At 70.1% G+C, this 25539-nt stretch carries 27 protein-coding genes and 1 tRNA gene; 22 read left to right on the plus strand and 6 right to left on the minus strand.

All coding sequences use genetic code 11. From position 1 onward, the window contains the following. The first annotated feature begins 6 nt into the window (after positions 1–6). On the plus strand, positions 7–816 hold the full coding sequence (gene pstB, locus CYAGR_RS02815; RefSeq protein ID WP_015108252.1) for a phosphate ABC transporter ATP-binding protein PstB: 810 nt from the start codon (positions 7–9) through the stop codon (positions 814–816). 136 nt (positions 817–952) lie between these two features. On the opposite strand, the gene CYAGR_RS02820 is transcribed toward pstB, so the two are convergent. Next, positions 953–1039 (minus strand) — tRNA-Ser (locus CYAGR_RS02820). 102 nt (positions 1040–1141) lie between these two features. Between CYAGR_RS02820 and CYAGR_RS02825 the strand changes: the two genes are divergently transcribed. The 11 genes from CYAGR_RS02825 to CYAGR_RS02875 all read left to right on the plus strand — a co-directional run bounded on the left by CYAGR_RS02825 (position 1142) and on the right by CYAGR_RS02875 (position 10962). Continuing rightward, on the plus strand, positions 1142–1510 hold the full coding sequence (locus CYAGR_RS02825; RefSeq protein WP_015108253.1) for a 2Fe-2S iron-sulfur cluster-binding protein: 369 nt from the start codon (positions 1142–1144) through the stop codon (positions 1508–1510). Further along, entirely contained in the window at positions 1507–2421 is a 915-nt protein-coding gene (locus tag CYAGR_RS02830; RefSeq protein WP_015108254.1) for an inositol monophosphatase family protein, read from the plus strand. The genes CYAGR_RS02825 and CYAGR_RS02830 overlap by 4 nt, the downstream gene beginning before the upstream one ends. Before the next feature lie 41 nt (positions 2422–2462). Next, positions 2463–3650, plus strand: a complete 1188-nt coding sequence (locus CYAGR_RS02835) for an ATP phosphoribosyltransferase regulatory subunit (protein WP_015108255.1) — start codon at positions 2463–2465, stop codon at positions 3648–3650. 27 nt (positions 3651–3677) lie between these two features. Beyond that, on the plus strand, positions 3678–3905 hold the full coding sequence (locus tag CYAGR_RS02840; protein ID WP_015108256.1) for a ferredoxin family protein: 228 nt from the start codon (positions 3678–3680) through the stop codon (positions 3903–3905). 87 nt (positions 3906–3992) lie between these two features. Then, positions 3993–5912 (plus strand): molecular chaperone HtpG, encoded by a 1920-nt coding sequence (gene htpG, locus CYAGR_RS02845; protein ID WP_015108257.1) that lies wholly within the window; start codon positions 3993–3995, stop codon positions 5910–5912. An 81-nt stretch (positions 5913–5993) separates the two neighbouring features. Continuing rightward, positions 5994–7376 carry an extracellular solute-binding protein gene (locus CYAGR_RS02850; protein ID WP_015108258.1) on the plus strand — a complete coding sequence of 461 codons (1383 nt, stop codon included), beginning with the start codon at positions 5994–5996 and terminating at the stop codon, positions 7374–7376. Further along, entirely contained in the window at positions 7373–8260 is an 888-nt protein-coding gene (locus CYAGR_RS02855) for a carbohydrate ABC transporter permease (RefSeq protein WP_015108259.1), read from the plus strand. The genes CYAGR_RS02850 and CYAGR_RS02855 overlap by 4 nt, the downstream gene beginning before the upstream one ends. Continuing rightward, positions 8257–9051: a carbohydrate ABC transporter permease gene (locus CYAGR_RS02860; RefSeq protein WP_015108260.1), complete on the plus strand. Its 795-nt coding sequence runs from the start codon at positions 8257–8259 to the stop codon at positions 9049–9051. The genes CYAGR_RS02855 and CYAGR_RS02860 overlap by 4 nt, the downstream gene beginning before the upstream one ends. Continuing rightward, on the plus strand, positions 9048–10055 hold the full coding sequence (locus CYAGR_RS02865; RefSeq protein ID WP_015108261.1) for an ABC transporter ATP-binding protein: 1008 nt from the start codon (positions 9048–9050) through the stop codon (positions 10053–10055). The genes CYAGR_RS02860 and CYAGR_RS02865 overlap by 4 nt, the downstream gene beginning before the upstream one ends. A 48-nt stretch (positions 10056–10103) precedes the next feature. Beyond that, the gene (gene rpmB, locus CYAGR_RS02870; protein WP_015108262.1) at positions 10104–10340 is read left to right on the plus strand and encodes a 50S ribosomal protein L28; all 237 of its coding nucleotides are present in this window, start codon (positions 10104–10106) and stop codon (positions 10338–10340) included. 52 nt (positions 10341–10392) lie between these two features. Further along, the gene (locus CYAGR_RS02875) at positions 10393–10962 is read left to right on the plus strand and encodes a peroxiredoxin (protein ID WP_015108263.1); all 570 of its coding nucleotides are present in this window, start codon (positions 10393–10395) and stop codon (positions 10960–10962) included. A 41-nt stretch (positions 10963–11003) separates the two neighbouring features. Here CYAGR_RS02875 and csaB read toward each other — a convergent pair whose 3' ends face one another. Further along, entirely contained in the window at positions 11004–12035 is a 1032-nt protein-coding gene (csaB, locus tag CYAGR_RS02880) for a polysaccharide pyruvyl transferase CsaB (protein ID WP_015108264.1), read from the minus strand. Positions 12036–12090: 55 nt separating this feature from the next. Between csaB and CYAGR_RS02885 the strand changes: the two genes are divergently transcribed. The 3 genes from CYAGR_RS02885 to psaK are packed head-to-tail and all read left to right on the plus strand — an operon-like array spanning position 12091 to position 13077. Further along, complete coding sequence (locus CYAGR_RS02885) at positions 12091–12408, plus strand: DUF2499 domain-containing protein (protein ID WP_015108265.1); 318 nt, start codon at positions 12091–12093, stop codon at positions 12406–12408. Continuing rightward, complete coding sequence (locus CYAGR_RS02890) at positions 12405–12764, plus strand: DUF3593 domain-containing protein (protein ID WP_015108266.1); 360 nt, start codon at positions 12405–12407, stop codon at positions 12762–12764. The genes CYAGR_RS02885 and CYAGR_RS02890 overlap by 4 nt, the downstream gene beginning before the upstream one ends. Positions 12765–12819: 55 nt before the next feature. Continuing rightward, on the plus strand, positions 12820–13077 hold the full coding sequence (gene psaK / locus CYAGR_RS02895) for a photosystem I reaction center subunit PsaK (protein WP_015108267.1): 258 nt from the start codon (positions 12820–12822) through the stop codon (positions 13075–13077). A gap of 4 nt (positions 13078–13081) precedes the next feature. Here the strand turns inward: psaK and CYAGR_RS02900 are convergent, their stop codons facing one another. Further along, a complete protein-coding gene (locus tag CYAGR_RS02900) occupies positions 13082–14341 on the minus strand; it encodes an NAD(P)/FAD-dependent oxidoreductase (RefSeq protein WP_015108268.1) in 1260 nt (419 codons plus the stop codon). Beyond that, positions 14331–16250, minus strand: coding sequence for a 1-deoxy-D-xylulose-5-phosphate synthase (gene dxs / locus CYAGR_RS02905; protein ID WP_015108269.1), 1920 nt, complete (start codon positions 16248–16250; stop codon positions 14331–14333). Before dxs ends, CYAGR_RS02900 begins: the two co-directional genes overlap by 11 nt. 96 nt (positions 16251–16346) lie before the next feature. Here dxs and ilvA point away from each other — a divergent pair, with 96 nt between their 5' ends. Genes ilvA through CYAGR_RS02920 form a run of 3 tightly spaced genes read left to right on the plus strand, consistent with a single transcriptional unit; the run spans position 16347 to position 18934 of the window. Continuing rightward, the gene (ilvA, locus tag CYAGR_RS02910; RefSeq protein ID WP_015108270.1) at positions 16347–17954 is read left to right on the plus strand and encodes a threonine ammonia-lyase, biosynthetic; all 1608 of its coding nucleotides are present in this window, start codon (positions 16347–16349) and stop codon (positions 17952–17954) included. A gap of 41 nt (positions 17955–17995) precedes the next feature. Then, positions 17996–18595 carry an SMC-Scp complex subunit ScpB gene (gene scpB, locus CYAGR_RS02915; protein WP_015108271.1) on the plus strand — a complete coding sequence of 200 codons (600 nt, stop codon included), beginning with the start codon at positions 17996–17998 and terminating at the stop codon, positions 18593–18595. Between the two features lie 51 nt (positions 18596–18646). Next, entirely contained in the window at positions 18647–18934 is a 288-nt protein-coding gene (locus CYAGR_RS02920; protein ID WP_015108272.1) for a YggT family protein, read from the plus strand. Here CYAGR_RS02920 and CYAGR_RS02925 read toward each other — a convergent pair. Further along, the gene (locus tag CYAGR_RS02925) at positions 18928–19401 is read right to left on the minus strand and encodes a hypothetical protein (protein WP_015108273.1); all 474 of its coding nucleotides are present in this window, start codon (positions 19399–19401) and stop codon (positions 18928–18930) included. The two genes, CYAGR_RS02920 and CYAGR_RS02925, sit on opposite strands and share 7 nt — an antisense overlap. A gap of 98 nt (positions 19402–19499) precedes the next feature. Beyond that, on the minus strand, positions 19500–19829 hold the full coding sequence (locus tag CYAGR_RS02930) for a nucleoside triphosphate pyrophosphohydrolase family protein (RefSeq protein WP_015108274.1): 330 nt from the start codon (positions 19827–19829) through the stop codon (positions 19500–19502). A 59-nt stretch (positions 19830–19888) separates the two neighbouring features. Here CYAGR_RS02930 and pyk point away from each other — a divergent pair, with 59 nt between their 5' ends. From pyk to ftsH, 4 genes are all read left to right on the plus strand, one after another. Further along, a complete protein-coding gene (gene pyk, locus CYAGR_RS02935) occupies positions 19889–21673 on the plus strand; it encodes a pyruvate kinase (protein ID WP_043325362.1) in 1785 nt (594 codons plus the stop codon). Between the two features lie 27 nt (positions 21674–21700). After that, positions 21701–22930 (plus strand): ABC transporter permease, encoded by a 1230-nt coding sequence (locus CYAGR_RS02940; protein WP_015108276.1) that lies wholly within the window; start codon positions 21701–21703, stop codon positions 22928–22930. A 193-nt stretch (positions 22931–23123) separates the two neighbouring features. Next, a complete protein-coding gene (locus CYAGR_RS02945) occupies positions 23124–23432 on the plus strand; it encodes a DUF1830 domain-containing protein (RefSeq protein ID WP_015108277.1) in 309 nt (102 codons plus the stop codon). Between the two features lie 75 nt (positions 23433–23507). Continuing rightward, entirely contained in the window at positions 23508–25487 is a 1980-nt protein-coding gene (gene ftsH / locus CYAGR_RS02950; protein WP_015108278.1) for an ATP-dependent zinc metalloprotease FtsH, read from the plus strand. Positions 25488–25539: the final 52 nt, after the last annotated feature.

The raw sequence follows: 25539 nt of genomic DNA on the forward strand, positions 1-25539 counted from the left end.
CCTGCCATGACTGCTTCCCCTTCTTCCACCGCGGCCAGCGACGTCTGCATGTCCCTCCAGGACGTGACGATCTCCTACGGCAGCTTTGAAGCGGTCAAGAACGTCTACATGGATCTGCCCAGGGGCAAGGTGACCGCGTTCATCGGCCCTTCGGGCTGCGGCAAGAGCACGGTGCTGCGGGCCCTCAACCGCATGAACGACCTGATCCCGGGCTGCAGCCTCAAGGGCCGGGTCATCTTCGATCAGCACGATCTCTACGACAAGCGGGTGGATCCGGTGGAAGTGCGACGTCGTATCGGCATGGTGTTCCAGAAGCCCAATCCCTTCCCGAAGTCGATCTACGAGAACATCGCCTTCGGGGCCCGGATCAACGGCTATAAGGGCGACATGGATGAACTGGTGGAACGCTCCCTGCGCAAGGCGGCCGTGTGGGACGAGTGCAAGGACAAGCTCCAGGAGAGCGGCCTCTCTCTCTCCGGTGGCCAGCAGCAGCGCCTCTGCATCGCCCGGGCCATCGCCACCGAGCCGGAGGTGATCCTGATGGACGAGCCCTGCTCGGCCCTCGATCCGATCTCGACCCTGAAGATCGAGGAAACGATGCATGAACTGAAGCGCAGCTACACGATCATGATCGTCACCCACAACATGCAGCAGGCCGTGCGCGTTGCTGACATGACCGCTTTCTTCAATGCCGAGGCCGTCGAAGGCGGGACCGGCAAGGTGGGCTATCTGGTGGAATTCAACGAAACCGAGAACATCTTCAACTCCCCCAGCCAGCAGTCGACCCTCGACTACGTCAGCGGACGCTTCGGCTGAGCCCCATTCCGGGGCGGCGGCATCAGCAAAGCGAACGGGACATCCCGCCCCCCACCAGGGGTGGCGAAAGTTTCTCGTGTCGAATCCTGGTGAGACGGGCAAAAAAAAGCCGGCCCTGGGGACCGGCTTCTTCAAACGGAGAGGGAGGGATTCGAACCCTCGATAGAGTTGCCCCTATACAGCATTTCCAGTGCTGCGCCTTCGACCACTCGGCCACCTCTCCAGCGGCGAAATGGGGCAGATGGCAATGTAGCAGGGGCTGCACCTGGCCCCTCTCCCCCGCGCCTCCGCCAACCCCACGCTCCAACCCCTGCCCAGCGCCCCCATGACCCGCACCCACCCGATCACGGTCCACTGGCGACAGGCCAACCGTGTCATCCGCCTCGACGTTCCGGAAGGGGAGTACATCCTGCGCAGCTTCGAGGCCCAGGGGGAACCGCTGCCCTTCAGCTGCCGCAACGGCTGCTGCACCGCCTGCGCCGTGCGGGTGCTGGACGGCCAGATCGACCAGCGGGAGGCCCTCGGCCTCTCGAAGCAGCTGCGTGAGGAGGGCTACGGCCTCCTATGCGTCGCCCGGGCCACCGGTCCGCTGGAGGTGGAGACCCAGGACGAGGACGAGGTGTACGACCGCCAGTTCGGCCGCTTCTTCGGCCGCGGTCTGGTGCGTCCCGGCCTGCCCCTGGACGACGAATGAGTTCCCTCTGCCAACGGGCCCTGGAAGGGTCCCGCCTCGATGCCACCGAGCTGGAGCGCTTGCTGCAGGTGGCCAGAGACGCCGCCGAAGCCGGCGGCCGGGAACTGCGGCGCCATTTCGGGCGCTTGGAGCAGGTGAAGGAGAAGGGCACGGCGGGCAACCTGGTCACCGAGGCGGACCTGGCGGCCGAAGCGGCCGTGCTGGCGGTGCTGGCGGCCGGCACCCCCACCGTGGCCGTGCTGGCGGAGGAGAGCGGCCAACTCGCTGGCCAGGGCGACCTGCTCTGGTGCGTCGACCCCCTCGACGGCACCACGAACTACGCCCACGGCTACCCCTTCTTCGGCACCTCCGTGGGGCTGAGCTGGCGGGGCCTGCCCCTGCTCGGCGCCCTGGAGGTGCCGGTGCTGGAGGAGCACTACTGGGCCGCCCCGGGGCGGGGGGCCTGGTGCAACGGACGGCGGCTGAGCGTCAGTGACTGCGGCGCCCTGGCGGATTCCCTGCTCGTCACGGGGTTCTCGTATGACCGGGTGCGGCGCCTCGACAACAACTACGCCGAGTTCGCCTGGTTCACCCACCGCAGCCATGGCGTGCGCCGGGCGGGGGCGGCGGCGGTCGATCTGGCCTTCGTCGCCGCCGGCCGGGTCGATGGCTACTGGGAGCGGGGCCTGTCCCCCTGGGACCTGGTGGCCGGCGTGGTGCTGGTGGAGGAGGCCGGCGGGCAGGTGTGCGCCTACGACGGCGGTCCCCTCGACCTGGCCGACGGACGGGTGATCGCCTGCACCCCCGCCCTGCGTCAGCCGCTGATCGAGGGCCTGGCCCTGTGCCGACCCCTCAGCGGGGCCAGCTTCGGTGCCCCGGAGCTGGATGCCACCGCCGGCGACCCGACCGGCGTCGCGGCCGACGCTCCATAGGATCCGCCCCACTCCACCCCACCGCCCCAGCACTCCCCTCCATGGCCCTCCAACCCGCCGCCGGCGCCCGGGACCTCAACCCGGGTCAGGTGGACAGCAACCGGCGACTCTGCGACCTGCTGGCCACGGTGTACCGCCTCTGGGGGTACCAGGAGGTGGCGCCGCCCACCATCGAGCGACTCGACACCCTCGAGGCCGGCGGCGCGATCGCCGAGCGGGAGCTCGTGCGGCTGGCGGCCGATGAACCCCTCGGCCTGCGGCCGGAACTCACCGCCCCGATCGCCCGGGCGGCCAGCACCCGCATGCTGGGGCGTCCCCGCCCCCTGCGGCTCTGGGCCAGCGGCACCACCTTCCGCAGCTTCATCGGCGACGGCGGTGGCCAGCGGATCAGCGAACAGCTGCAGAGCGGCGTGGAACTGCTCGGCGAGCCCTCCCCCGCCGCCGACGCGGAGCTGCTGCATCTGCTGCTGGCCGCCATGGCCACCCTGGGGCTGTCGCCCGAGCACCGGCCGACCCTGCTGGTGGGCCACCACGGCCTGCTCAGCGCCCTGCTGAGCCAGGTGCCGGCGGAGCAGCGCTCGGCCGCACGCCATGCCCTCACCGACTTCGATCCCCTCGCCCTTGGCGCCCTTTGCCTGAGCGACAGCCAGCGCCAGCGGCTGATGGGCCTGATCGGCCTGCGGGGCGAGCCGGTCCGGGTGCTCTACCAGCTGGAGCAGTGGCTCGGACCGGTGCCGCTGCTGGAGTCCCTCGCCGCCACCCTGGCCAGCGTCCAGGAGCCGGCCAGGGCGCTGGGGGTGCGGGTGCAGCTGGATCCCACCTTCCAGCCCCACTTCGATCTCTACGACGGGCTGGTGTTCAAGCTCGTCTGCCAGGGCGCCGATGCCCCAGTGGCGATCGCCAGCGGCGGCCGCTACGACGGCCTGGTGGGCCGCTTCTGCAGCGACTCCGCCCAGGCGGCCGGCACCGGCTTCGGCTTCGACGTGGAGGCGATCCGCGATCTGCTCGAATCGGCATCGACCGCCCCGGCCGCCGTGGAGGTGCCGGGTCCCTGGCTGGTGGCCTGCGCCACCGCCGCCGGGCTCGGGGCGGCCCTGCGCCGCATGGCAGAACTGCACGGCGGCGGCGAGGCGGCCGAACTCTGCACGCGGCCCTGCGCCGACCAGGCGGCGGCGGAGCAACTGGCGGAGCAACGGGGCTGCCGCGGTGCCCTGTGGCTGGCTGCCTAGGATCCGGCCGCTCGCTCTTTCGCGTCGATGGCCCATTCGATCGTCACCAACGTCTGTGAGGGCGTGGCCGACTGCGTCGACGCCTGCCCAGTGGCCTGCATCCACCCCGGAGCGGGGGCAAACAGCAAGGGCACGGCGTTCTACTGGATCGATTTCGACACCTGCATCGACTGCGGCATCTGCCTGCAGGTGTGTCCGGTGGCGGGGGCGATCCTGCCCGAGGAGCGTCCCGACCTGCAGAAGCCGGGCGGCTGACGCCCGGTGGTTCGGGGACCCCACCCTCGCCGGTCTTGAGCCGCCGCGGACCCCCACCTAGGTTCAGGGCGATTCTTCTCTTTCGCCATGACGGTGCTGGAACAGGGCCAGATTCAGATCCACACCGAGAACATCTTCCCGATCATCAAGAAGGCCGTCTATTCCGGCCATGAGGTCTTCCTGCGGGAGCTGGTGAGCAACGGCGTCGATGCCATCAGCAAGCGGCGCATGGCCGCCATGGCCGGCGACTGCAGCGAAGGGGATGAGGGAACGATCTCCATCCGCATCGACCGGGAGGCGAAGACCCTCACCATCAGCGACAACGGCATCGGCATGACCGCCGATGAGGTGAAGCGCTACATCAACCAGGTGGCCTTCTCCAGCGCCGAAGACTTCCTCGAGAAGTACAAGAGCGAAAGCGACGCCATCATCGGCCACTTCGGCCTGGGGTTCTATTCCAGCTTCATGGTGGCCTCCCGGGTCGAGCTGGTCAGCCTCAGTGCCAGGCCGGAGTCCGAGGCGGTGCGCTGGAGCTGCGACGGCTCGCCCAACTTCAGCCTCGAGGGGGCCGAACGGTCCGAGCCCGGCACCGACGTGATCCTGCATCTGATGGAGGAGGAGCTGGAGTACATCGAACCCTCCAGGATCCGCACCCTGATCACCACCTACTGCGACTTCCTGCCGGTGGCGGTGCAGTTGGACGGCGAAACCGTCAACAAGCGGGAGGCCCCCTGGCGCAAGAGCCCCCGGGAGCTCAGCGACGACGACTACATCGCCCTCTACCGCTATCTCTACCCCTTCCAGGGGGATCCCCTGCTCTGGGTGCACCTCAACACCGACTACCCCTACAACCTGCAGGGCATTCTTTACTTCCCCAGGATCACCGGCCGGGCCGACTGGGAGAAGGGTGAGATCCGGCTCTACTGCAACCAGGTGTTCGTCAGCGATTCGATCAAGGAGGTGGTACCCCGCTACCTGCTGCCCCTGCGCGGCGTGATCGACTCGCCCGACATTCCCCTCAACGTCAGCCGCAGCGCCCTGCAGACCGACCGCCGGGTGCGCTCGATCGGCAACTTCGTGGCCAAGAAGGTGGGCGACCGGCTCAAGGAACTGCACCGCGACGAACCGGCCCGTTACGCCGACATCTGGGATTCCCTGGCCCCCTTCATCAAGATCGGCGCCATGGAGGATGACAAGTTCGCCGACCAGGTGGCCGACCTGATCCTGTTCGGCACCACCGCCGCCGCCGCCGATCCGCCGGCGGAAGGGGAGGCGGAGGTCTCCCCCGACCCCGTCGCCACTGACGACCGCACCTACACCACCCTGGCCGGCTATCGCGGCCGTCTGCCGGCCGACAACGCCACCCGCATCCTCTACTGCACCGATGAGGCCGGCCAGGCCGGGGCCCTGGCCCTCTGGAAGGGGCAGGGGGCCGAGGTGCTGCTGGCCGACACCCTGATCGATTCCCAGTTCATCCCCTGGCTCGAGGCCCGCCACGGCGACCTGCGCTTCCAGCGGGTGGACGCCGAACTGGACGCCAGCCTGCATGAGCCGGAGAGCGCGCTGGCAGACGCCGACGGCGTGGACTGCGGCGAGAAGCTGCGGGGTCTGTTCAAGACCGCCCTCGCCAACGACAAGATCACCATCCAGGTGCAGTCGCTCAAGGGGGAGGGCTCCCCGGCCGCCCTGATCCTGCTGCCGGAGCAGATGCGCCGCCTCAACGACATGGGGGCGCTGATGGAGCAGCGGCTGCCGGGCCTGCCCGAGCACCACGTGCTGCTGGTCAACCGCCGCCATCCCCTGGTGGAGGGCCTGCTGAAGCTGTCCTCCGGTGCCGTGATCACCGGGGGGGGCAGCTCCCCCAGCCTCCAGCTGGCCGAGGATCTGAGCCGCCACGTCTACGAGATGGCGCGCCTGGCGGTGGGGGGCCTGGAGCCCAACCAGCTGGCCGGCTTCCAGCAGCGCAGTGCCGATCTGATGGGACAACTGATGCAGCGCGGCCTCTGAGCTTGGAGAGGCGGGGCGCCTGGAGGGGCCCCCGGGAGCCCCCCTGCGGATCGGTCCCCCCAGGCCGCCTAACCTGGCCCGATGGCCGCCCGCCCCCCCTTCTCCAGCCTGCGGCGGTGGCGGTCGCTCCCCAGGCTGCTGACCTTGGCCTTCCTGGCCCTGCTGTCGTCGGCGGCCCTGCTGGTGCTCCTGCCTGGATCCGGCCAGTCGACCTCCGGGCTCTCGAGCACCCCGACGGCGGCCGCCGAACCCGTGCCGGTGCGGGTGCTGATGCCCGCCCCCCTGGCCGACGCGGTGGCCGCCCCGGTGGCCCAGTTCAACGCCAGCACGCCCGGGGTGGTGCTGGAGGTGATCCGGGGGCCCCTCGACACCGAGACCATCTCCGATCTGGCCACCGGCAGCCTGCTGCTGGGGGAGGCCCCCTTCGACCTGCTGCTGGTGGATGTCAGCTGGCTGGCCCGCTATGTGGCTGCCGGCTGGTTCGAGCCCCTGGAGCGCTGGTTCGGGCCGGAGCTGCTGGCGGCGATGGAGCCCGGCGCCCGCCTGGGCAATGGCCTGGACGGCCACCTCTGGCGCATGCCCCTCACGGGTGACACCGGCCTGCTCTACTGGCGCACCGACCTGATGGAGCGCCCACCGCGCGACACCGACGAGCTGGTGGCGATCTCCCGGGACCTGCAGCGCCGCGGCAAAGTGCGCTGGGGCTACCTCTGGCAGGGGCGCCAGTACGAGGGGCTGAGCTGTGTGATGGTGGAGGTGCTCCACGGCTTCGGAGCCCGCTGGTGGAATAGCTCCAGCGCACGCACGGAGCTGGACAGTCCGGAGGCCGTGGCGGCGGCGAGGTGGCTCGCGGCACTGCTGCGGGACGGGGTGAGCCCGCCGGCGGTGGCCAGCTATGCCGAGAACGACACCCTGCAGTCCTTTGCTGCCGGGGAGGCCGCCTTTCTGCGCAACTGGCCCTACGCCTGGCGGGAGATCGAGAAGGGCGGGGGCCCGGTGAAGGGCAAGGTGGGCGTCACGCCGATGGTGGGGGCCCCGGGTGAACAGGGGGGCGGCACCCTGGGCACCTGGGGCCTCTCGCTGATCAAGGGCAGCCCCCATCCGGAGGAGGCGGTGGCGGCGATCCGCTGGCTCACCGGCCCGATCGTGCAGCGCCAGCTCGCCATCGAGCAGGGCTATGCGCCCACCTGGAGCGCGCTCTACATGGACCCGGACCTGCAGCGCCAGGCCCCGCTGCTGGCGGTGCAGCGCCAGGCCCTGCAGCATCCCCAGCTGCGGCCGCCCACGCCGGCCTATGCCCAGCTCAGCGATCTGCTGGCGCGCCAGGTGAACGGCATGCTCACCGGCCAGGGGGGCCCCGGCCCGACCATGGCCACCGCCCAGCGCCAGAGCCTGCAGGTGCTGCGCTCGCTGGCGGGACCCGCCGGCGACACTGCAGGGGGCCGACCTGCCGTGGACCGATGAAACCCCGTGCGGCCAGCCTGCTGCTGATGGCGCCGGCCCTGCTGCTGCTGGCGGCGGTGTTCGTCTACCCCCTGCTGCGCTACGGCTGGCTGAGCTTCCAGGCCAGTTCGGTGCTCACCGGGCTGGTGCCGGTGCCGAACGGGGGCGCCAACTGGGGGCGGCTGCTCGATGACGCCCGCTTCTGGACGGATGCGGGCCAGACGCTGCGCTTCGCCATCTGCTCGGTGGCGCTGGAACTGGCCGGCGGCCTGGGGCTGGCCCTGCTGCTGCATCGCCCCCTGCGGGGGCGGGGGACCCTCCGGGCCCTGACCCTGCTGCCCTGGGCCCTGCCCACCACCGTGATGGCCCTGGGCTGGCGCTGGATCCTTAACGATCCCCACGGCCCCCTCAACGCCGCCATCCGCTCCCTGGGCGGCAGCAGCTACGGATTCCTCTCCACCCCGGCCACCACCTGGTTCTTCGTGGTGCTGGCGGACGTCTGGAAGACCCTGCCGTTCGTGGCCCTGCTGCTGCTGGCGGGACTCCAGACCATTCCGGAGGATCTGGAGGAGGCCCTGCGGCTGGAGGGCGCCGACCGTCTGCAGATCCTGCGCCGCCTGACCCTGCCGCTGCTGGTGCCCTACCTCACCCTGGCCCTGCTGTTCCGGCTGGCCCAGGCCCTGGGGGTGTTCGACCTGATCCAGGTGCTCAGCGGCGGGGGGCCGGCCGGCAGCACCGAAAGCCTGGCCCTCTACGCCTACCTCAACGCCATGCGCTTCCTCGACTTCGGCTATGCCGCCACGGTGATGCTGGCCACCTTCCTGCTGCTGCTGGTGCTGCTCGGCGGCGGCTGGTGGCTCTGGCGGCGGGGCGGCCTCCAGGCCGGCCGGGAGCGGGCCGCATGAGACTGCTGGTGCTGCTCTGGAGCCTGGGGCCGCTGCTCTGGCAGCTGCGCACCTCCCTGCTGCGGCCGGAGGCGCTGGTGGCCCCGCTGCTGGAGGGCAACCCCTGGACCCTGGCCAACTACCGGCTGGTGCTCTCCGGCGACCCGCCCTTCTGGCGCTACCTGGGCAACAGCACCCTGGTGGCCCTGGCCACCACCCTGCTCACCCTGCTGCTGGCGGTGCCCTGCGCCTACGGGCTGCAGCAGCAGCGCGGCCTGCTGCGCTGGGGGGTCGGCCTGGCTCTGGCGGCGGCGGCGATGTTCCCCACCGTGCTGCTGTTCCTGGCGCTGCTGGAGATCGCCCGAAGCTTCGGACTGGCCAATGATCTGCTCGCCCTCAGCCTGCCCTACGCGGGCCTGTCGCTGCCGCTGGCCGTGCTGCTGCTGCGCGCCGCCTTCGCCGACCTCCCCATCGAGCTGGAGGACGCGGCCCGGCTGGAGGGCCTCGGCCTCGGCCAGCGGCTGCGGCACGTGCTGCTGCCCCTGCTGGGGCCCGCCCTGGCCAGCACGGGGATTCTGGTGTTCCTGGCCAGCTGGAACGAGTACGCCATCGCCCTCACCTGGATCAGCCGCAACGACCTGCTCACCCTGCCGATCGCCATCGCCCGGATCGGCGGCGGCTCGGTGTTCACCATCCCCTACGGCGCCTTCGCCGCCGCCACCGTGCTGGGCAGCCTGCCCCTGCTGCTGCTGGTGCTGCTGGCCCAGCGGCCGATCGTCGCGGGTCTTACACGCGGGGCGGTCAAGGGATGAACGCCGCCGCCGCCGGTCTGGAGCTGCGCCAGCTGTGCCGGGAGGTGGGGGGGCGCCGACTGCTGGACCGGCTCGACCTGGCCGTCGCCCCCGGCGAATGCCTCGCCCTGCTCGGCCCGAGCGGCTGCGGCAAGTCCACCACCCTGCGGGTGGTGGCGGGGCTGGATCCCGCCAGTGCGGGCCAGGTGTTCCTGGACGGGTTGGACCTGGGCGCCCTCAGCCCGGGCGAACGCCAGGTGGCGATGGTGTTCCAGAGCTACGCCCTCTACCCCCACCTGAGCGTGGAGGGCAATCTGGAACTGGGGCTCAAGGTGCGCGGGGTGCCCGCCGCCGAACGCCAGCGGCGCCTCGGGGCCGTCCTCGAGCTGCTCCAGCTCGACGAGCTGCGCCAGCGCCGCCCTGCCCAGCTCTCCGGCGGCCAGCGCCAGCGGGTGGCCCTGGCCCGGGCCCTGCTGCGCCAGCCGCGGATCATGCTGCTGGATGAGCCGATGAGCAACCTCGACGCCCAGCTGCGGGAGGAGCTGCGACCGGAACTGCGCCGGCTGGTGTGCGGCCGGGAGCAGCCGGTGATCTACGTCACCCACGACCAGCAGGAGGCGGTGGGCATGGCCGACCGCCTCGCCCTGCTCGACGGGGGCCGGCTGCAGCAGGTGGGCAGCCCGCGGGAGCTCTACGCCGATCCGGCCAACCGCTTCGTGGCCAGCTTCCTGGGGCGTCCGGCGATCAACCTGCTGGCGATCACGCCCGGTCGTCAGCTGGGCCTGCGGCCCGAGCATCTGCACCTGGACGAGGAGGGGCCCGTGGCAGCCCGGCTGCTGCGGCGCGAATGGTGGGGCCATCAGCAGCTTCTCTGGTTTGACAGCCGCTGGGGCCCGGTGCGGGTGCTCAGCGACCCCGAGGCGCCGGTTCCCGCGGAGCCGCGCCTGGTCTGGCAGCGGCAGCACGAACTCTGGTTCGATCCCCTCAGCGGCGCCCGGCTCCATGGCCTGGGGCCTGTTTGGTAAAGTCGCAGGCTGGCTCAGGCCTGCATCGTCCAACGTCGTCACATCGTCATGTCCCGGGTCTGTCAGCTCACCGGCAAGCGCGCCAACAACGGCATGGCCGTCAGCCACTCCCATGTGCGCACCAAGAAGCTGCAGCAGGTGAATCTGCAGGAGCGGCGCCTGTGGTGGGCCGAGGGCAACCGCTTCGTGAAGCTGCGCGTGTCCACCCGGGCCCTCAAGACGATCCAGAAGAAGGGTCTCGGTGCCTATGCCAAAGAGCTGGGCGTCAATCTGGCCAAGATCTGATCGGATCCACCGGCCGGCCCCGCTAGGGTCCGGCCCTGATCGAAGCCTGGTTGTGGACCGTCGGACGTTTCTGGGAGGTTCCCTGCTGGCCGCCCTCAGCCTGCTGCTGCACCCTTCCCGGGCCCGGGCCATGGGCGGCACGCTTCCCGAGATCGGCCAGCCTGCCCCCGACTTCGACCTTGACGGCGTCGCTCCGTCAGCGGACGGCAACGTCGTCACGACCCACCGCAGCCAGGCCGACTTCCGTGGCCGTTGGCTTGCCCTGTACTTCTATCCCAAGGACTTCACCAGCGGCTGCACCCTTGAAGCCCGGGGATTCCAGAGGGACCTGGAGGCCTTCCACGCCCGCAACGCCGAGGTGGTGGGTGTGAGCGCCGATGACCCGGACGCCCACCTATCCTTCTGTAGCAGCGAGGGTCTGGCCTATCCTCTGCTGTCGGATCCGGGCGGTGCCGTCAGCCGTCGCTTTGGCTCCTGGCTGCCGCCGTTCTCGGCGCGCCACACCTTTCTGATCGACCCGGACGGGGTGCTGCGCGCCAGCTGGGTGGCGGTGCGACCGTCCGGCCACAGCCAGGAGGTGCTCGCCGAACTCGCCCGCCTGCAGGGGGAGACGGCGGGCTGAGCCGCCGGGCCACCATCCGGGGCACCAGGTGAGTGGAGGGTTCAGCCCTTCAGGATGTCCAGCACCGCCCGGTGCACCTGGCTCTGGCGCTTCAGGGCGGCGATGCCGGCCGGATCCGGTGGCTGGTCGAGCACGGCGGCCCAGTCCTCCTGAAGGCCTGGGGGCGGCGGGGCCTCCAGGTCGTGGCAGGGGCAGCCGATGCCGGCCGCCGCGGCGGCCACCTTGGGGTCGTAGCTGAGGGCGGCGCAGGGGCTGCCCGCCAGGGCCGCCAGGATCAGCCCATGCAGCCGCATGGCCAGCACCAGACCAGCCTGGGCGAACGCCTCCATGGCCTCCTGCGGCGTCGCGGCCGCCAGCTCGCGGCTGCGGGCGGCCAGGGCCGGGCCCACCAGACCCTGCAGGGTTAGGTCGGCCAGCAGACCCCGGTCCTGGTCCTGGTGGAAGGGCAGCCAGTGCACCGGGCGGTCGGCAGCCACCGCCAGCCCCTCAAGGGCCTCCAGATAGGGCCGCCAGGCCGCGGCATCGAGCTGCCGGACCGGCCGGAAGCAGACCACGATCGGCCCGCCCCTGCCGCGCCAGGCCCGGGCGGGCAGCCCCCAGACCGGATCGCTGCCGACACGGGTCCCCACGCCCCAGGCCCTCGCCTGGGCTGCGGAGGCCGGGTCCCGCCAGCTGATCGCCGTGGCCAGGGGCAGCAGCCCACGCACCAGCAGCCGGCTGCGGCGGCGGCGCAGCGGTCCCAGGCCCTGGCCCCAGAGCAGGACGGGCTTGCCCCGGGTGCGGGCCGCCAGCATCAGGGCGCCGTAGTACAAGAGGCTGCGGAAGCTGGTGGCGTCCTGGAGCAGGCTGCCGCCGCCGAGCACCAGGGCGTCACAGCGGCCCAGGGCGGCCAGGACCCCCTTCAGGTGGCGACGGTCGGTGGTCTCCACACCGAAGCGCTCCTGCACCAGGATCTGGTCATGGGCCGTGACCAGGGGCCGGCAACCCGCCGGCAGCTGGTCCAGCAGCACCTCCAGCAGGGCATCGTCACCGAGGTTGTGCTCGCCGTAATAGCCGCAGATCAGAGCACGCATCCGACGCAGCGGCGGGTCCGGCTCCGTACATTACGGATCGCACCAGGCCCCGCCCATGCACGCGCTGTCGCTGCCCACCTGGTGGATCCACATCACCTCGGTGCTGGAGTGGATGCTGGCGATCCTGGCCGTGCAGGCCTTCGGCAGCCGGCGGCGGGAGGGGGGCTGGCGCTGGCTGGCCCTGGCGATGGTGCCGGCGCTGGTGAGCGCCATGGCCGCCTGCACCTGGCATCTGTTCGACAACAGCGAGGCCCTCAGGGGCCTGGTGGTGCTGCAGGCCGGCCTCACCGCCCTGGGTAACGGGGCGATGGCCCTGGCCGCCTGGAACCTGCTGCGCCAGCAGCGCCTCTCTGCAGAGGACGAACCCTCGTGACCCTGCCCCTGGCCGCCTGGTTCCAGGGCCTCGGCGCCATCGATCCGGGGCCATTCTTCGTGCTCTCCCTGCTCCCCTACCTGGCCTTCCTGTGGTGGGCCCGCCAGGTGCGGGCCTTTCCGCGGCTGGCGCTGCGGGGATTCCAGCTGACGCTGCTGTTCGTGGCGGTCACGATCGTCGCCGCGCTAGTGGCCCAGCAGGTCTACGGGCGGCAACTGGCCGACGTCGATCCCCTGCACGGCGGTGCCGAGGCCTTCCTGACCCTCAGCAACCTGGTTGTGCTGCTGGGGTTCCGGCTGCTGCCGTCAGTCCCCTCTGCGGCGGGCTCAGTCGGACCCCAGGTGAACAAGTCTTAAGGGGGCGGAGCACAGGTCGCCCTGACCCGGAAGATGGGGCGTCGCCACGTGCATCATGATCGCTCCTCTCCTGGCCATGGCTCCCGCTTCGATCAGCTGGTCCCCGAAGGTGGCCCTGGTCATGATCGTCTGCAACGTCATCGCCATCGCCATCGGCAAGGCCACCATCCAGCAGCAGAACGTCGGCCTCAAGCTGCCCAGCGACAATTTCTTCGGCGGCTTCAGCCACGGCGCCATGCTCGGCACCACCAGCCTGGGTCACATCCTGGGCATGGGCGCGATCCTGGGCCTGGCCTCCCGCGGCGTCCTCTGAGAGCTCAGCGCCAGCCGAGCAGGTACGGCATCGCCCGCAGGCCGTAGCGCTCGAACCGATAGCCGAACAGCAGGGCCGAGAGATCCTCCGCCCTGCTGCTCTCCAGCCCCCGCAGCACCTGGTCCAGTCGGCCATCGGCACCGGGCCCATGCAGGCCCAGCCAGGTGCGCCGGGCCAGACGTCCGCTGAGCGACCAGCGCCAGCCCAGGGCACGGCGCAGCTTGGGGGCGTAGTTCCGCAGAGCTCGCTCCGCCTGGATCGAAGAACGTGCCTGGGCCGTGAGGGCCTCCAGCAGCAGCGGGGCTAGCACGGCGCTACTGGTCAGGGCGTGCCGGATGCCTTCCCCGCCGAGCAGGTTGGCGGTGCTGACCGCATCCCCCAGCCCCAGCAGCCGGCCCCGCCGGTGCGGCTCCCGCCGCCGGATCGTGCTGCGCACCAGGCCCCCGTGGCGATCGAGCACCTCGAAGGGCTCGCTGCCGCCCCCGTTGGCCGCCCCGCCCTCCGCCAGCAACCGGCGGCCGAGGTCGTTGATCAGACCCCCCAGGGGGGGTTGCTGGCGCTGGGGGTCCACCAGCCGGCAGACGCCGAGCTTCAGCACCCCGGGCTGCATCGGAAAGATCCAGCCGTAGCCCTGGGGCACCCAGCCGCTGCCCAGGCAGAAGCTGAGCCGGTCGGCCCAGCGCTCCCAGCAGGCAGGGGACACCCGCAGCAGCCATTCCAGGCCGGCGGCCCGCACCAGCCCATCGCGCCGGCGGTCTGTCACCGGCGGATCCCCCAGCAGGGCCCGCCCGTGGCCGCTGGCATCGACCGTCCAGTCGCTGCTGACCTGCAGCGTGCTGCCATCGGAGCGGCGCAGCAAGGTCACCATGCGCTCGCCCTCCTGGCGGCTGGCGCAGGCGTGCAGGCCCAGCTGCACCCGTCCGCCCCATCGGCGGCACTGGTCGGCCTGCCAGCGGCGCAGGGCACCGAAATCCAGCACCACGCCGAGGGGGTGCGGCGAGGCCCAGCGCCGGGTGGCGGCCCCGGGCCCGATCAGCTGCCACTCCTGCCAGCGGCTGCCCACCACCTCTGCCGGCAGGCCCAGGCTGGTCATCGTCTCGATCGGAAGGGCGGCGCTGCTGAAGGCGCAGCGGGTCAGGTCGTCGAGCCGGTCAACCAGAACCACATCCACCCCCTGGAGGGCCAGACGCCGGGCCAGGTCACCGCCAGCCGGTCCGGCCCCCACCACCAGCACCTGGCAGCGGAGGGAGGACTCAGACGGCAAGGGCGGTGGGAACGGTGGCCCGGAAGACGGGGCCGAAGCGCTCGAGGATGCGTTCGGCCATCTGGGAGGGGGTCAGCCCCAGCCTCTCCTTGCTCTGGTCGGGGCTGGCATGGTCCACCAGGACATCGGGGATACCAAGGCGCAGCACCGGCACAGGCAGATCGTGGTCGTTGAGAGATTCCACGACCGCGGCACCGAAGCCACCGGGCAGGGCCCCCTCCTCCATGGTCACGACCCGGCCGATGCGGTGGGCCAGGGGCAGGATCAGGGCCTCGTCGAGGGGTCGCAGGAAGCGGGCATTGACCACCGCCGCCCGCAGACCCTTCTCCTGCAGCAGGCCGGCGGTGGCCATGGCCGGCGCCACCATGGCGCCATAGGCCACGATCAGCAGGTCGTCGCCATCGGTGAGCAGCTCACCGCGGCCGATCTCCAGGGGCTGCCAGCCCTCATCCATCAGCGGCACGCCTTCCCCTTCGCCCCGGGGGATGCGAATGGCACAGGGGCCGTCGTGGGCGATCGAGGTAACGAGCATGCGCTGCAGCTCGGCCTCGTCCTTAGGGGCCATCACCGTGAAGTTGGGGACGGCCCGGAGATAACTGATGTCGTACTGGCCCTGGTGGGTGGGTCCATCGGCACCGACGATGCCGGCCCGGTCGAGCACGAAGGTGACCGGCAGCTTCTGGATGCCCACGTCGTGGATGAGCTGGTCGTAGGCCCGCTGCAGAAAGGTGCTGTAGATGGCCACCACCGGCCGCAGACCTTCACAGGCCATGCCCGCCGCCATGGTGACGGCGTGCTGCTCGGCGATGCCCACGTCGAAGTACTGGTTGGGGAGGGCCCTCTCCAGCAGATCCAGGCCCGTGCCGGTGGCCATGGCGGCCGTGATGCCCACCACGCGGGAATCCTGTTCGCAGATCTTGACGAGCGTCTGGCCGAACACCTTGCTCCAGCTGGGCGGCTTGGGCTTGCTGGAGGGGTAGGCCTTGCCGGTGGCCAGGTCGAAGGCCGACTGGGCGTGGTAGCCCACCTGGTCGGCCTCGGCATAGGGATAGCCCTTACCCTTGGTGGTGGCCACGTGCACCAGCACCGGGCCCTCGCAGCGGTGGGCCGCCTGGAAGGTGCGGACCATCTCGGGAATGTCGTGGCCGTCGATTGGTCCCACGTAGGTGAAGCCCAGCTCCTCGAACACGGCCCCCACCTTGGGCACCGCCAGCCGCTTCATGCTCTCCTTGAGCGTCTTGAGCTCGGTGGGCAGCTCCCCGTGCAGGAACGGCAGGTGCTTCACCGCCTCCTCGGCGCTGCCGGAGAGGAACTGCACCGGCTTACTGAGCCGCATGCGGTTGAGGTGGGTGGAGAGGGCCCCCACCGGCGGTGAAATCGACATGTCGTTGTCGTTCAGCACCACCAGCAGCTTGGTGCGGGGCAGGTGGCCCGCGTGGTTGATGGCCTCCAGGGCCATGCCGCCGGTCAGTGCCCCGTCACCGATCACGGCGACGCACTTGAAATCTTCTCCGCGACGGTCGCGGGCCAGGGCCATGCCCAGGGCCGCCGAGATGCTGGTGGAGGCGTGGCCGGCGCCGAAGTGGTCGAAGCGGCTCTCGCTGCGCTTGAGGTAACCCGCCACGCCGCCCTGCTGGCGCAGGGTGTGGAAATCCTTGTAACGGCCCGTCACCAGCTTGTGGGGATAGGCCTGGTGGCCCACATCCCACACCACCCGGTCGTGCTCCAGGTCGAGGGTCTGATAGAGGGCGAGGGTGAGTTCGACGACCCCCAGGCCAGGACCCAGGTGCCCGCCGCTGGTGGCCACCACCTCCAGGTGCTTCTCGCGGATCTGGCGAGCCATGGCCTCGAGTTCTGCGGTGCTCAGGCCGTGCAGCTGATTGGGATGGCTCAGCTCGCTCAGATGCATGCCCTTCCTTGCTTCCAGGTGGCCAATCTACGGGGTTCGCCCCGACACACGGCGACGAACGCCACCGTTCCGAGGTCGGGTTGCGACACTGGAACGATGACCACGGCCGACGACGACGCCTTCCCCGGGGCGACCGCCTACCTGCAGCGGATCCTGCGGGCCCGGGTGTACGACGTGGCGATCGAGTCCCCCCTCGATCCCGCCCCCAACCTCTCCCGCCGACTCCACAACCAGGTGCTGCTGAAACGGGAGGATCTCCAACCCGTGTTCAGCTTCAAGCTGCGCGGCGCCTACAACAAGATGGCGGGCCTGGAGCGCGCCGAGCTCGACCGGGGGGTGATCGCCGCCAGCGCCGGCAACCATGCCCAGGGGGTGGCCCTGGCGGCCCAGCGGCTGGGCTGCACCGCCGTGATCGTGATGCCGGTCACGACGCCGGAGATGAAGGTGCGCTCCGTGGCGGCCCGGGGGGCCGAGGTGGTGCTCCACGGCGACACCTACGACGAGGCCTGTGAGGAAGCCCACCGCCTGCAGCGCCAGCGGGGGCTCACCTTCATCCATCCCTTCGACGATCCGGACGTGATCGCCGGTCAGGGCACGATTGCCCTTGAGATCCTGCGCCAGTGCTCCGATCCCCCCGATGCCATCTACGTGGCGGTGGGCGGCGGCGGCCTGATCGCGGGGATCGGCGCCTACGTCAAGAGTCTCTGGCCCCGGGTGGAGGTGATCGGGGTGGAGCCGAGTGATGCCGACGCCATGACCCGCTCCCTGGCGGCGGGGGAGCGGGTGCGGCTGGAGCAGGTGGGCCTGTTCGCCGACGGGGTGGCCGTGCGTCAGGTGGGCGAGCACACCTTCGCCCTGGCCCAGCGCTGCGTCGACCGCATGGTCACGGTGGACACCGACGAGATCTGCGCCGCGATCAAGGACGTCTTCGAGGACACCCGCTCGATCCTGGAACCCGCCGGCGCCCTCTCGGTGGCGGGCATGAAGAAGGATGTGGCCCAGCGACAGCTCCGGGACCGCACTTTGGTGGCAGTGGCCTGCGGCGCCAACATGAATTTCGACCGGCTGGCCTTCGTGGCCGAGCGGGCCGAACTGGGCGAGGAGCGCGAAGCCCTGCTGGCGGTGGAGATCCCGGAGCAACCCGGCAGCCTGGCGCGCTTCTGCGCTGTCCTCGGCCAGCGCAGCCTCACCGAGTTCAGCTACCGCCTCGCCGACCCCCAGTTGGCCCACATCTTCTTAGGGGTGCAGATCAGCGGGCACCAGGACACCCGTCAGCTGATGGACGCCCTCGAGTCCCAGGGCTTTCCCTGCCTCGATCTGAGCGGTGACGAGCTGGCCAAGCTCCACCTCTGTCACATGGTCGGCGGCCGGCTGCCGGCCAGTGCTGGGGCGGCCCTGAACCAGGGGGAGGAGCGGCTGTACCGCTTCGTGTTCCCGGAGCGGCCCGGGGCCCTGATGGCCTTCGTGAACGCCCTGCACCCGAACTGGAACATCAGCATCTTCCACTACCGCAACCACGGCGCCGACGTCGGGCGCATCGTGGTCGGGGTGCAGGTGCCCCCGGGGGAGCTGGAGGCGTGGCGGGCCTTCCTCGCCGATCTCCCCTACCAGCACTGGGAGGAGACGGGCAATCCGGCCTACCGGCTGTTCCTGGGTGAGGTGGGACGGCCCCTGCCCAGTCCGGGCGGGCTGGTGGGGGTCTGAGGCCTGCGATACGTTGCCGCCACGCCGTGCCGGACGTCCCCATGGCTGAACCCGACGCCCTGCCCCCCGACGGCGACCCCTCCGCGGCGGCCACCCCGGGGCTGTCCCTGCCGGCCCGGCTCGAGGCGATTCTCTATCTGAAGGGCCGGCCCCTGGAGCTGGGGGAGCTGGCCGCCATCGCCGGCATCGACCGGGACGAGACGGAGCTGGCCCTGATCACCCTGATGGCCGACTACGCGCACCGGGACACCGCCCTGGAGATCCACCAGGAGGGCCAGCATTACGCCCTGCAGCTGCGCGCCGGCCTGGGGGATCTGGTCCAGAACCTGCTGCCGGTGGATCTCTCGGTCGCCGCCCTGCGGACCCTGGCCACCATCGCCCTCAAGAAGCGCCTGCTGCAGTCGGAGCTGGTGGAGCTGCGCGGCTCGGGGGCCTATGACCACATCAGGGAGCTCCTCGCCCAGGACTTCATCGAACGCCGCCGCCAGAGCGACGGCCGCTCCTACTGGCTGAGCCTGAGCGAGAAGTTCCATCGCACCTTCTCCCTGAAGGCCGATGATCTGGCCGCCCTCGGCTCCCGCCTGGCGGCCGCCGAGACGGCCGGAACGCCGCCGCCTCCCGACGAGGAGGCGGATCCATAGAGTTGGCCCAACAAATGGCGCAAGCCTGCAGCCCATCCTCCGACCCCTTCCATGAGCATCCTCGTCTTCCTGCTCCAGGTGCTGGCCCAGACCCTGAGCATCTACCTCCTGGTGCTGCTGGTCCGCGTGCTGCTGAGCTGGTTCCCCAATCTCGACTGGAGCAATCCGCTGCTCTCCAGCGTCAGCGCCATCACCGACCCCTACCTCAACGCCTTCCGCGGGCTGATTCCGCCGCTGGGTGGCCTCGACCTTTCGGCGCTGGTGGCCTTCATCGCCCTGCAGCTGGCCCAGAGCCTGCTGGGGGCCTCCATCGCCAGCCTCTCCGGCGGCCTCTACTGAGGGTCGGCGGCCGGGGACGTCGCCAGGGCCTCCTCCAGGGGCAGGAGCTCGTCGTCGACGCCGGCACGCGTACGCACCGGGGCGCTGAACCCCCGGGCTTTGACGCTGCGGGTGCCCAGGGGGCCCGGGGTACCGGCCGGCACCGCCAGCCGCAGGGCAAAGCTTGAGCGCCCGGGGGGCACATCACCGATCGATCCCACCCGGGTGCGGTTCGGCAGCACCGGTTCACCGCTGGCATCGAGGATCAGGCCGAACACATCGGTATCCACCACCGGCTTCGATCCGGGGTTGACCACCACGCCCCGCAGCGCCCAGCAGGTGGCACCACTGGGGCGGGCCAGGGTGGGCTGGGTGGCCAGGTCATCGGCGGGGCAGGGCTCCAGAACCACCTGTGACACCGTCAGGTCGGTGGCGCCGGCCAGGGCCGGGGCACCGCAGACGACCAGCAGCACGAGCGCCAGCCGCACCAGCAGCCCGAGGAGGGGCCCGACCCGGGTGGCGGCCAGCCTGCCGGCCCACGGTCCGGCCGGAGTCCTGGTCCCTGGAACGACGATCCCTGCCTGAGTCACCGCCGGTCGCCGCTGCCTGCGATCACGTTACGGTTCACCCGGTCGGCCAGCTTGGCCAGGTTGGCGGCCGCCACGTCGTCGAGATCCAGCCCCAGTTCCGTGGCCAACTGGGCCACGTACCAGAGCACGTCCCCCAGCTCCAGCCGCAGGTCGTCGCGAACCTCGGGGCTGAACACCCCCGCTCGGTCGCGCAGCACCTTCTTCACCTTGTCGGCCACCTCACCGGCCTCGCCGCACAGGCCCAGGGTGGGATAGAGGATGTTGTTGCCGGCATCGGGATAGCGCGCCGTCTCACGGGAGCGTTGCTGGTAGTCGTGAAAGTCCATTGCAAGCGCGCTCCGGGCAAGTCCGGATGGTAGTTTCCGCCCTTGTCATCGGTCGTCCAATGGCCCCTCACGATCTCATGCGTCGCACAAAGATCGTGGCCACGATCGGGCCCGCCACCGAGTCGCCCGAGGTGCTGCGGCAGCTGATCGCCGCCGGCGCCACCACCTTCCGTCTCAACTTTTCCCACGGCGATCACAGCGATCACGCCGATCGGATCGCCACCATCCGCCAGGTGGCCCACGAACTGGGCGTTCACATCGGCATCCTCCAGGACCTGCAGGGTCCCAAGATCCGTCTGGGCCGCTTCCAGGCCGGTCCCATCACCCTGGCCAAGGGGGATCCCTTCTCGCTTACATCCCGCGCCGTCAACTGCGACCACACCATCGCCACCGTCACCTACGACCGGCTGGCAGATGAGGTGACCAGCGGCAGTCGGATCCTGCTCGATGACGGCCGGGTGGAGATGGTGGTGGTGGAGGTCGACGGCCCCGGGCAGACCCTGAAGTGCCGGGTGACGGTGGGCGGGGTGCTCTCCAACAACAAGGGGGTGAACTTTCCCGATGTGCAGCTCTCGATCCGGGCCCTCACGCCCAAGGACCGGCGTGACCTGGCCTTCGGGCTGCAGCAGGGCGTCGACTGGGTGGCCCTGAGCTTCGTGCGCAACCCCTCCGACATGCTGGAGATCCGGGAACTGATCCGCAGCCAGGGCCACAACACGCCGGTGGTGGCCAAGATCGAGAAATTCGAGGCCATCGACGCCATCGACGCGATCCTGCCCCTCTGCGATGGGGTGATGGTGGCCCGGGGCGACCTCGGGGTGGAGATGCCCGCCGAGGAGGTGCCGCTGCTGCAGAAGGAACTGATCCGCAAAGCCAACAGCCTCGGCATCCCGATCATCACCGCCACCCAGATGCTCGATTCGATGGCCGCCTGTCCCCGGCCCACCCGGGCCGAGGTGAGCGATGTGGCCAACGCCATCCTCGACGGCACTGATGCGGTGATGCTCTCCAACGAAACCGCCGTGGGGGACTACCCGGTGGAGGCGGTGGCCACCATGGACCAGATCGCCCGTCGCATCGAGCGCGACTACCCCCAGCGGGTGCTCGACAGCCACATGGCCACCACCATTCCCAATGCCATCTGCCAGGCGGTCAGCAGCATCGCCCGCCAGCTCAACGCCGCGGCGATCCTGCCCCTCACCAAGACCGGCTCCACGGCGCGCAACGTCAGCAAGTTCCGCCCCAGCACCCCGATCCTGGCGATCACCTCCGATGTGACGGTGGCGCGGCAGTTGCAGCTGGTGTGGGGGGTCAACCCCCTGCTGATCCAGGACCAATCCAGCAGCAGCCGCACCTTCAGCGTGGCCATGGCCACGGCCCAGCAGCTGGGGCTCCTGGGTGCCGGTGACCTGGTGGTCCAGACCGCCGGCACCCTCGAAGGGGTGAGCGGCTCCACCGACCTGGTCAAGGTGGGCATCGTCTCCGCCGTCATGGGCCGTGGTGTCGGCATCGGCAGCGGCACCGTGAGCGGCAAGGTGCGCCTGGCCAGCTCACCGGAGGATGCGGCCCGTCTGGAGGCCGGCGAGATCCTGGTGGTCCGCGAGACCAGCGCCGCCTACCTGGAGGCGATCCGCAAGGCCCGCGGGGTGATTGCCGAGGAGGAGGGCCGCCAGAGCCACGCCGCCGTGATCGCCGAGCGACTCGGGGTGCCGGTGATCGTGGGGGTGGCCAACGCCACCCTCGAACTGCGCATGGGCGAGGTGGTCACCCTCGAGATTCAGGAGGGGGTGGTGCACCGGGGCCCCCGCAGTGCCCACCCTTCGGAGGTGCCCTCTTTCCTCTAGAACCGAAGCGACTCCGGCTGCGCCGCCATGGCCTCCAAGCTGCCCCTGAGCGAGACGGTGGCCATGGCGCTGCTGACGCTGCGCTCGAACCGTCTGCGCAGCCTGCTCACCATGCTCGGCATCGTGATCGGCAACGCCTCGGTCATCACCCTGGTGGGGGTCGGGCGCGGCGCCCAGAACCTTGCCGAGAGCCAGCTCAGCACCCTGGGCGCCAACGTGCTGTTCGTGGTGCCGGGCAACAACGACACCCGGCGCCAGGGGATCGAGACCCCGCGCACCCTGGTGCTGGAGGACGCCAAGGCGATCGCCGAGCAGGTGCCGAGCGTGCGCCGCGTCGCCCCCCAGATCACCCTCAATGAGGTGGCCCAGGCCGGGGGCTTCAGCTCAACGATCTCGGTCTCGGGGGTGACGCCGGAATTCCTGCCGGTCCGCAGTTTCGAAGTGACCCGGGGCCGCTTCATCGACGAGCGCGATCTCAAGGGCGCCCGCAACGTGGTGGTGATCGGGCCCGATCTGCAGAAGAAGCTGATGCCCACCGGCGAAGCCCTGGGCCGCCAGCTGCGCATCCGGGACAAGTCCTTCGAGGTCATCGGCGTTCTGGCTTCCAAGGGGGCGGTGTTCGGCTCCAACCAGGACGAGAACGCCTACATCCCCCTCACCACCATGGTGAGCCAGCTGAGCGGACGGGATCCCACCTTCGGCGTCAGCCTCACCTTCATCAGCGTGGAGGCCCGCGACGAGGCCAGCACCGGCGCCGCCGCCTTCCAGATCACCAACCTGCTACGCCAGCGCCACCGCATCCTGCGGGAGGACGACTTCGCCGTGCGTTCCCAGAAGGATGCCCTCACGATCGTCGGCACGATCACCGGCGGGCTCACCCTGATGCTCGCGGCCATCGGCGCCGTGTCCCTGCTGGTGGGCGGGATCGGCATCATGAACATCATGCTGGTGTCGGTGAGTGAACGCACCGAGGAAATCGGCCTGCGCAAGGCCCTCGGAGCCCGCAGCAGCGACGTGCTGCTCCAGTTTCTGGTGGAGTCCCTGGTGCTCGCCAGCCTGGGCGGGGTGATCGGCAGCGCCATGGGCCTGGGCACCGTGGCCCTGGTGGCGGCCTTCACCCCCCTGCCGGCCACGATCGAGGCCAGCACCGTGCTGCTGACGGTGGGGCTGTCCGGCTCGATCGGCCTGTTCTTCGGGGTGGTGCCGGCCCGCCGCGCCGCCCGACTGGATCCAATCGCAGCCCTCAGGAGTCTCTGAAGTCGCGGGGGAGCTCGGGGGGGGGAGCGGCCAGGCTGCCGTCACCGCGCACGGGGCCCGACGCCATCGCCCGGGCAGGCCTAGCCCCGGCTTCGCCCTGAGAGAATCGAAGAAAACATTAAGACTGCCAATCCGTCGCCTTCGTCACCGAATCCCCACAGCCGCAATGGCTTGATGGTATGGACGTCGCCGCATGAAGGTGTTGGATCAACTGGCCAGGACAGAACAGGTGGATTGCGGCTACCGGAACAGCTCCGACCGCATGGTCATCCTGCGCTGCATCGGGCCGGGGCAGTTCTTCCTCGAACGGGTCGTCTTTCCTTTCGAACTCCTGACCTTTCAGTGTCCCGAAATGAGCGAGGTGGAGATCTGGACCCACGGCCTGGGCGGCCCGGAGCTGCTCGAATCGATCGAGTCCCGCGAACTGATCATGGAATCGGCCCCCGTCCCCGAGGCTGCCGCCGGCGGCATTGAGCTCAACCCCTGGCTGCAGGCCAGCTGAGCCGTCCGCTCCGGGGCTGCCGAGCTCCCGTTGCCGGGCCCCGCGCTCTTAAGGTTGTCCAAAAGCTTCACAACCATGAATCAGCGCTGGCGTGTCCTTGCCCTGTGGCTGTTGCCGGTCGCCGTGGCCCTCTTCCTGGGCTGGCAGCTGCTGAGTTCCGGAGGGCGCCTGGCCCCCGCCGGCAGTGGTGGCGACACCACCGCCCCCCGCAATGCGGCGGTGGCCCGGATGAGCTACGGCCGTTTCCTGGATTACGTGGAGGCCGGGCGTGTCACCGCCGTTGACATCTTCGACGGGGGTCGCACCGCCGTCATTGAGGCGGTGGACCCTGACCTCGACAACCGCGTCCAGCGCCTGCGCGTCGATCTGCCCGGCGTGGCTCCCGAGCTGATCAACAAACTCAAGGATCAGGGCATCAGCTTCGATGTTCATCCCCCCAAGTCCACCCCGCCGGCCCTGGGCCTCCTGGGCAACCTTCTCTTCCCACTGCTGCTGATCGGCTCGCTGATCTTCCTGGCCCGGCGCTCCTCCGGCATGCCGGGTGGGCCCGGCCAGGCCATGCAGTTCGGCAAGTCCAAGGCCCGTTTCGCCATGGAGGCCGAAACCGGCGTCAAGTTCGACGACGTGGCCGGGGTGGAAGAGGCCAAGCAGGACCTTCAGGAGGTGGTCACCTTCCTCAAGACACCCGAGCGCTTCACCTCTGTGGGAGCCAAAATCCCCCGCGGCGTGCTGCTGGTGGGCCCTCCCGGCACCGGCAAGACCCTTCTCGCCAAGGCGATCGCCGGCGAGGCAGGGGTGCCCTTCTTCTCTCTCTCCGGTTCGGAGTTCGTGGAGATGTTCGTCGGCGTTGGCGCCAGCCGGGTCCGCGACCTGTTCAAACGGGCCAAGGAAAACAGCCCCTGCCTGATCTTCATTGATGAGATCGACGCCGTCGGCCGCCAGCGCGGCGCCGGCATCGGCGGCGGCAACGATGAGCGGGAGCAGACCCTCAACCAGCTCCTTACCGAGATGGATGGCTTCGAGGGCAACAGCGGCATCATCATCATCGCCGCCACCAACCGACCCGACGTCCTGGATTCGGCCCTGATGCGGCCAGGCCGCTTCGATCGCCAGGTGCAGGTGGATGCGCCCGACATCAAGGGACGGCTCTCGATCCTCAAGGTGCACAGCCGCAACAAGAAGCTGGCCGACGACGTCTCCCTGGAGATGATCGCCCGCCGCACCCCCGGCTTCACCGGCGCCGACCTGGCCAACCTGCTGAATGAAGCGGCGATTCTCACCGCCCGCCGGCGCAAGGAGGCCACCGGTCTGGCGGAGATCGACGATGCCGTCGACCGGATCATCGCCGGCATGGAGGGCAAGCCCCTCACCGATGGCCGCAGCAAGCGTCTGATCGCTTACCACGAAGTGGGCCATGCCCTGGTGGGCACCCTGGTGAAGCAGCACGACCCTGTTCAGAAAGTCACCCTGATCCCCCGGGGCCAGGCCCAGGGCCTCACCTGGTTCGCCCCCGATGAGGAGCAGATGCTCGTCAGCCGTGCCCAGCTGCGGGCCCGGATCATGGGGGCCCTCGGGGGTCGTGCCGCCGAGGACGTGGTGTTCGGCCATTCGGAGGTGACCACCGGGGCCGGGGGTGACATCCAGCAGGTGGCCTCGATGGCCCGACAGATGGTGACCCGCTTCGGCATGAGCGATCTGGGTCCGATGTCCCTGGAGGCCGGCAACCAGGAGGTGTTCCTGGGCCGCGACCTGATGACCCGCAGCGATGTCTCCGATGCCATCGCCCACAAGATCGATGAGGCCGTCCGCCAGATCGTCCAGAGCTGCTACGCCGACACCGTCAAGCTCGTGGCTGACCACCGGGCCTGCATGGACCGGCTGGTGGAGCTGCTGATCGAGAAGGAGAGCCTCGATGGTGACGAGTTCCGTCTGATCGTCTCCGAGTTCGCTTCGATACCCGACAAGGATCGCTTCTCCCCCCTGCTCACCGCCGCAGACCTGGCCACCGCCCCCGCTCAGGGCGCCGCCGTGGCCGAGATCAGGGAAGCTCCCTGAGCTTCGGCTTCGGCGCCTGAAAAAAGGCCTGCTCCGGCAGGCCCTTTTTTGT

It is taken from the genome of Cyanobium gracile PCC 6307 (genome assembly GCF_000316515.1).
GTDB lineage: Bacteria > Cyanobacteriota > Cyanobacteriia > PCC-6307 > Cyanobiaceae > Cyanobium > Cyanobium gracile.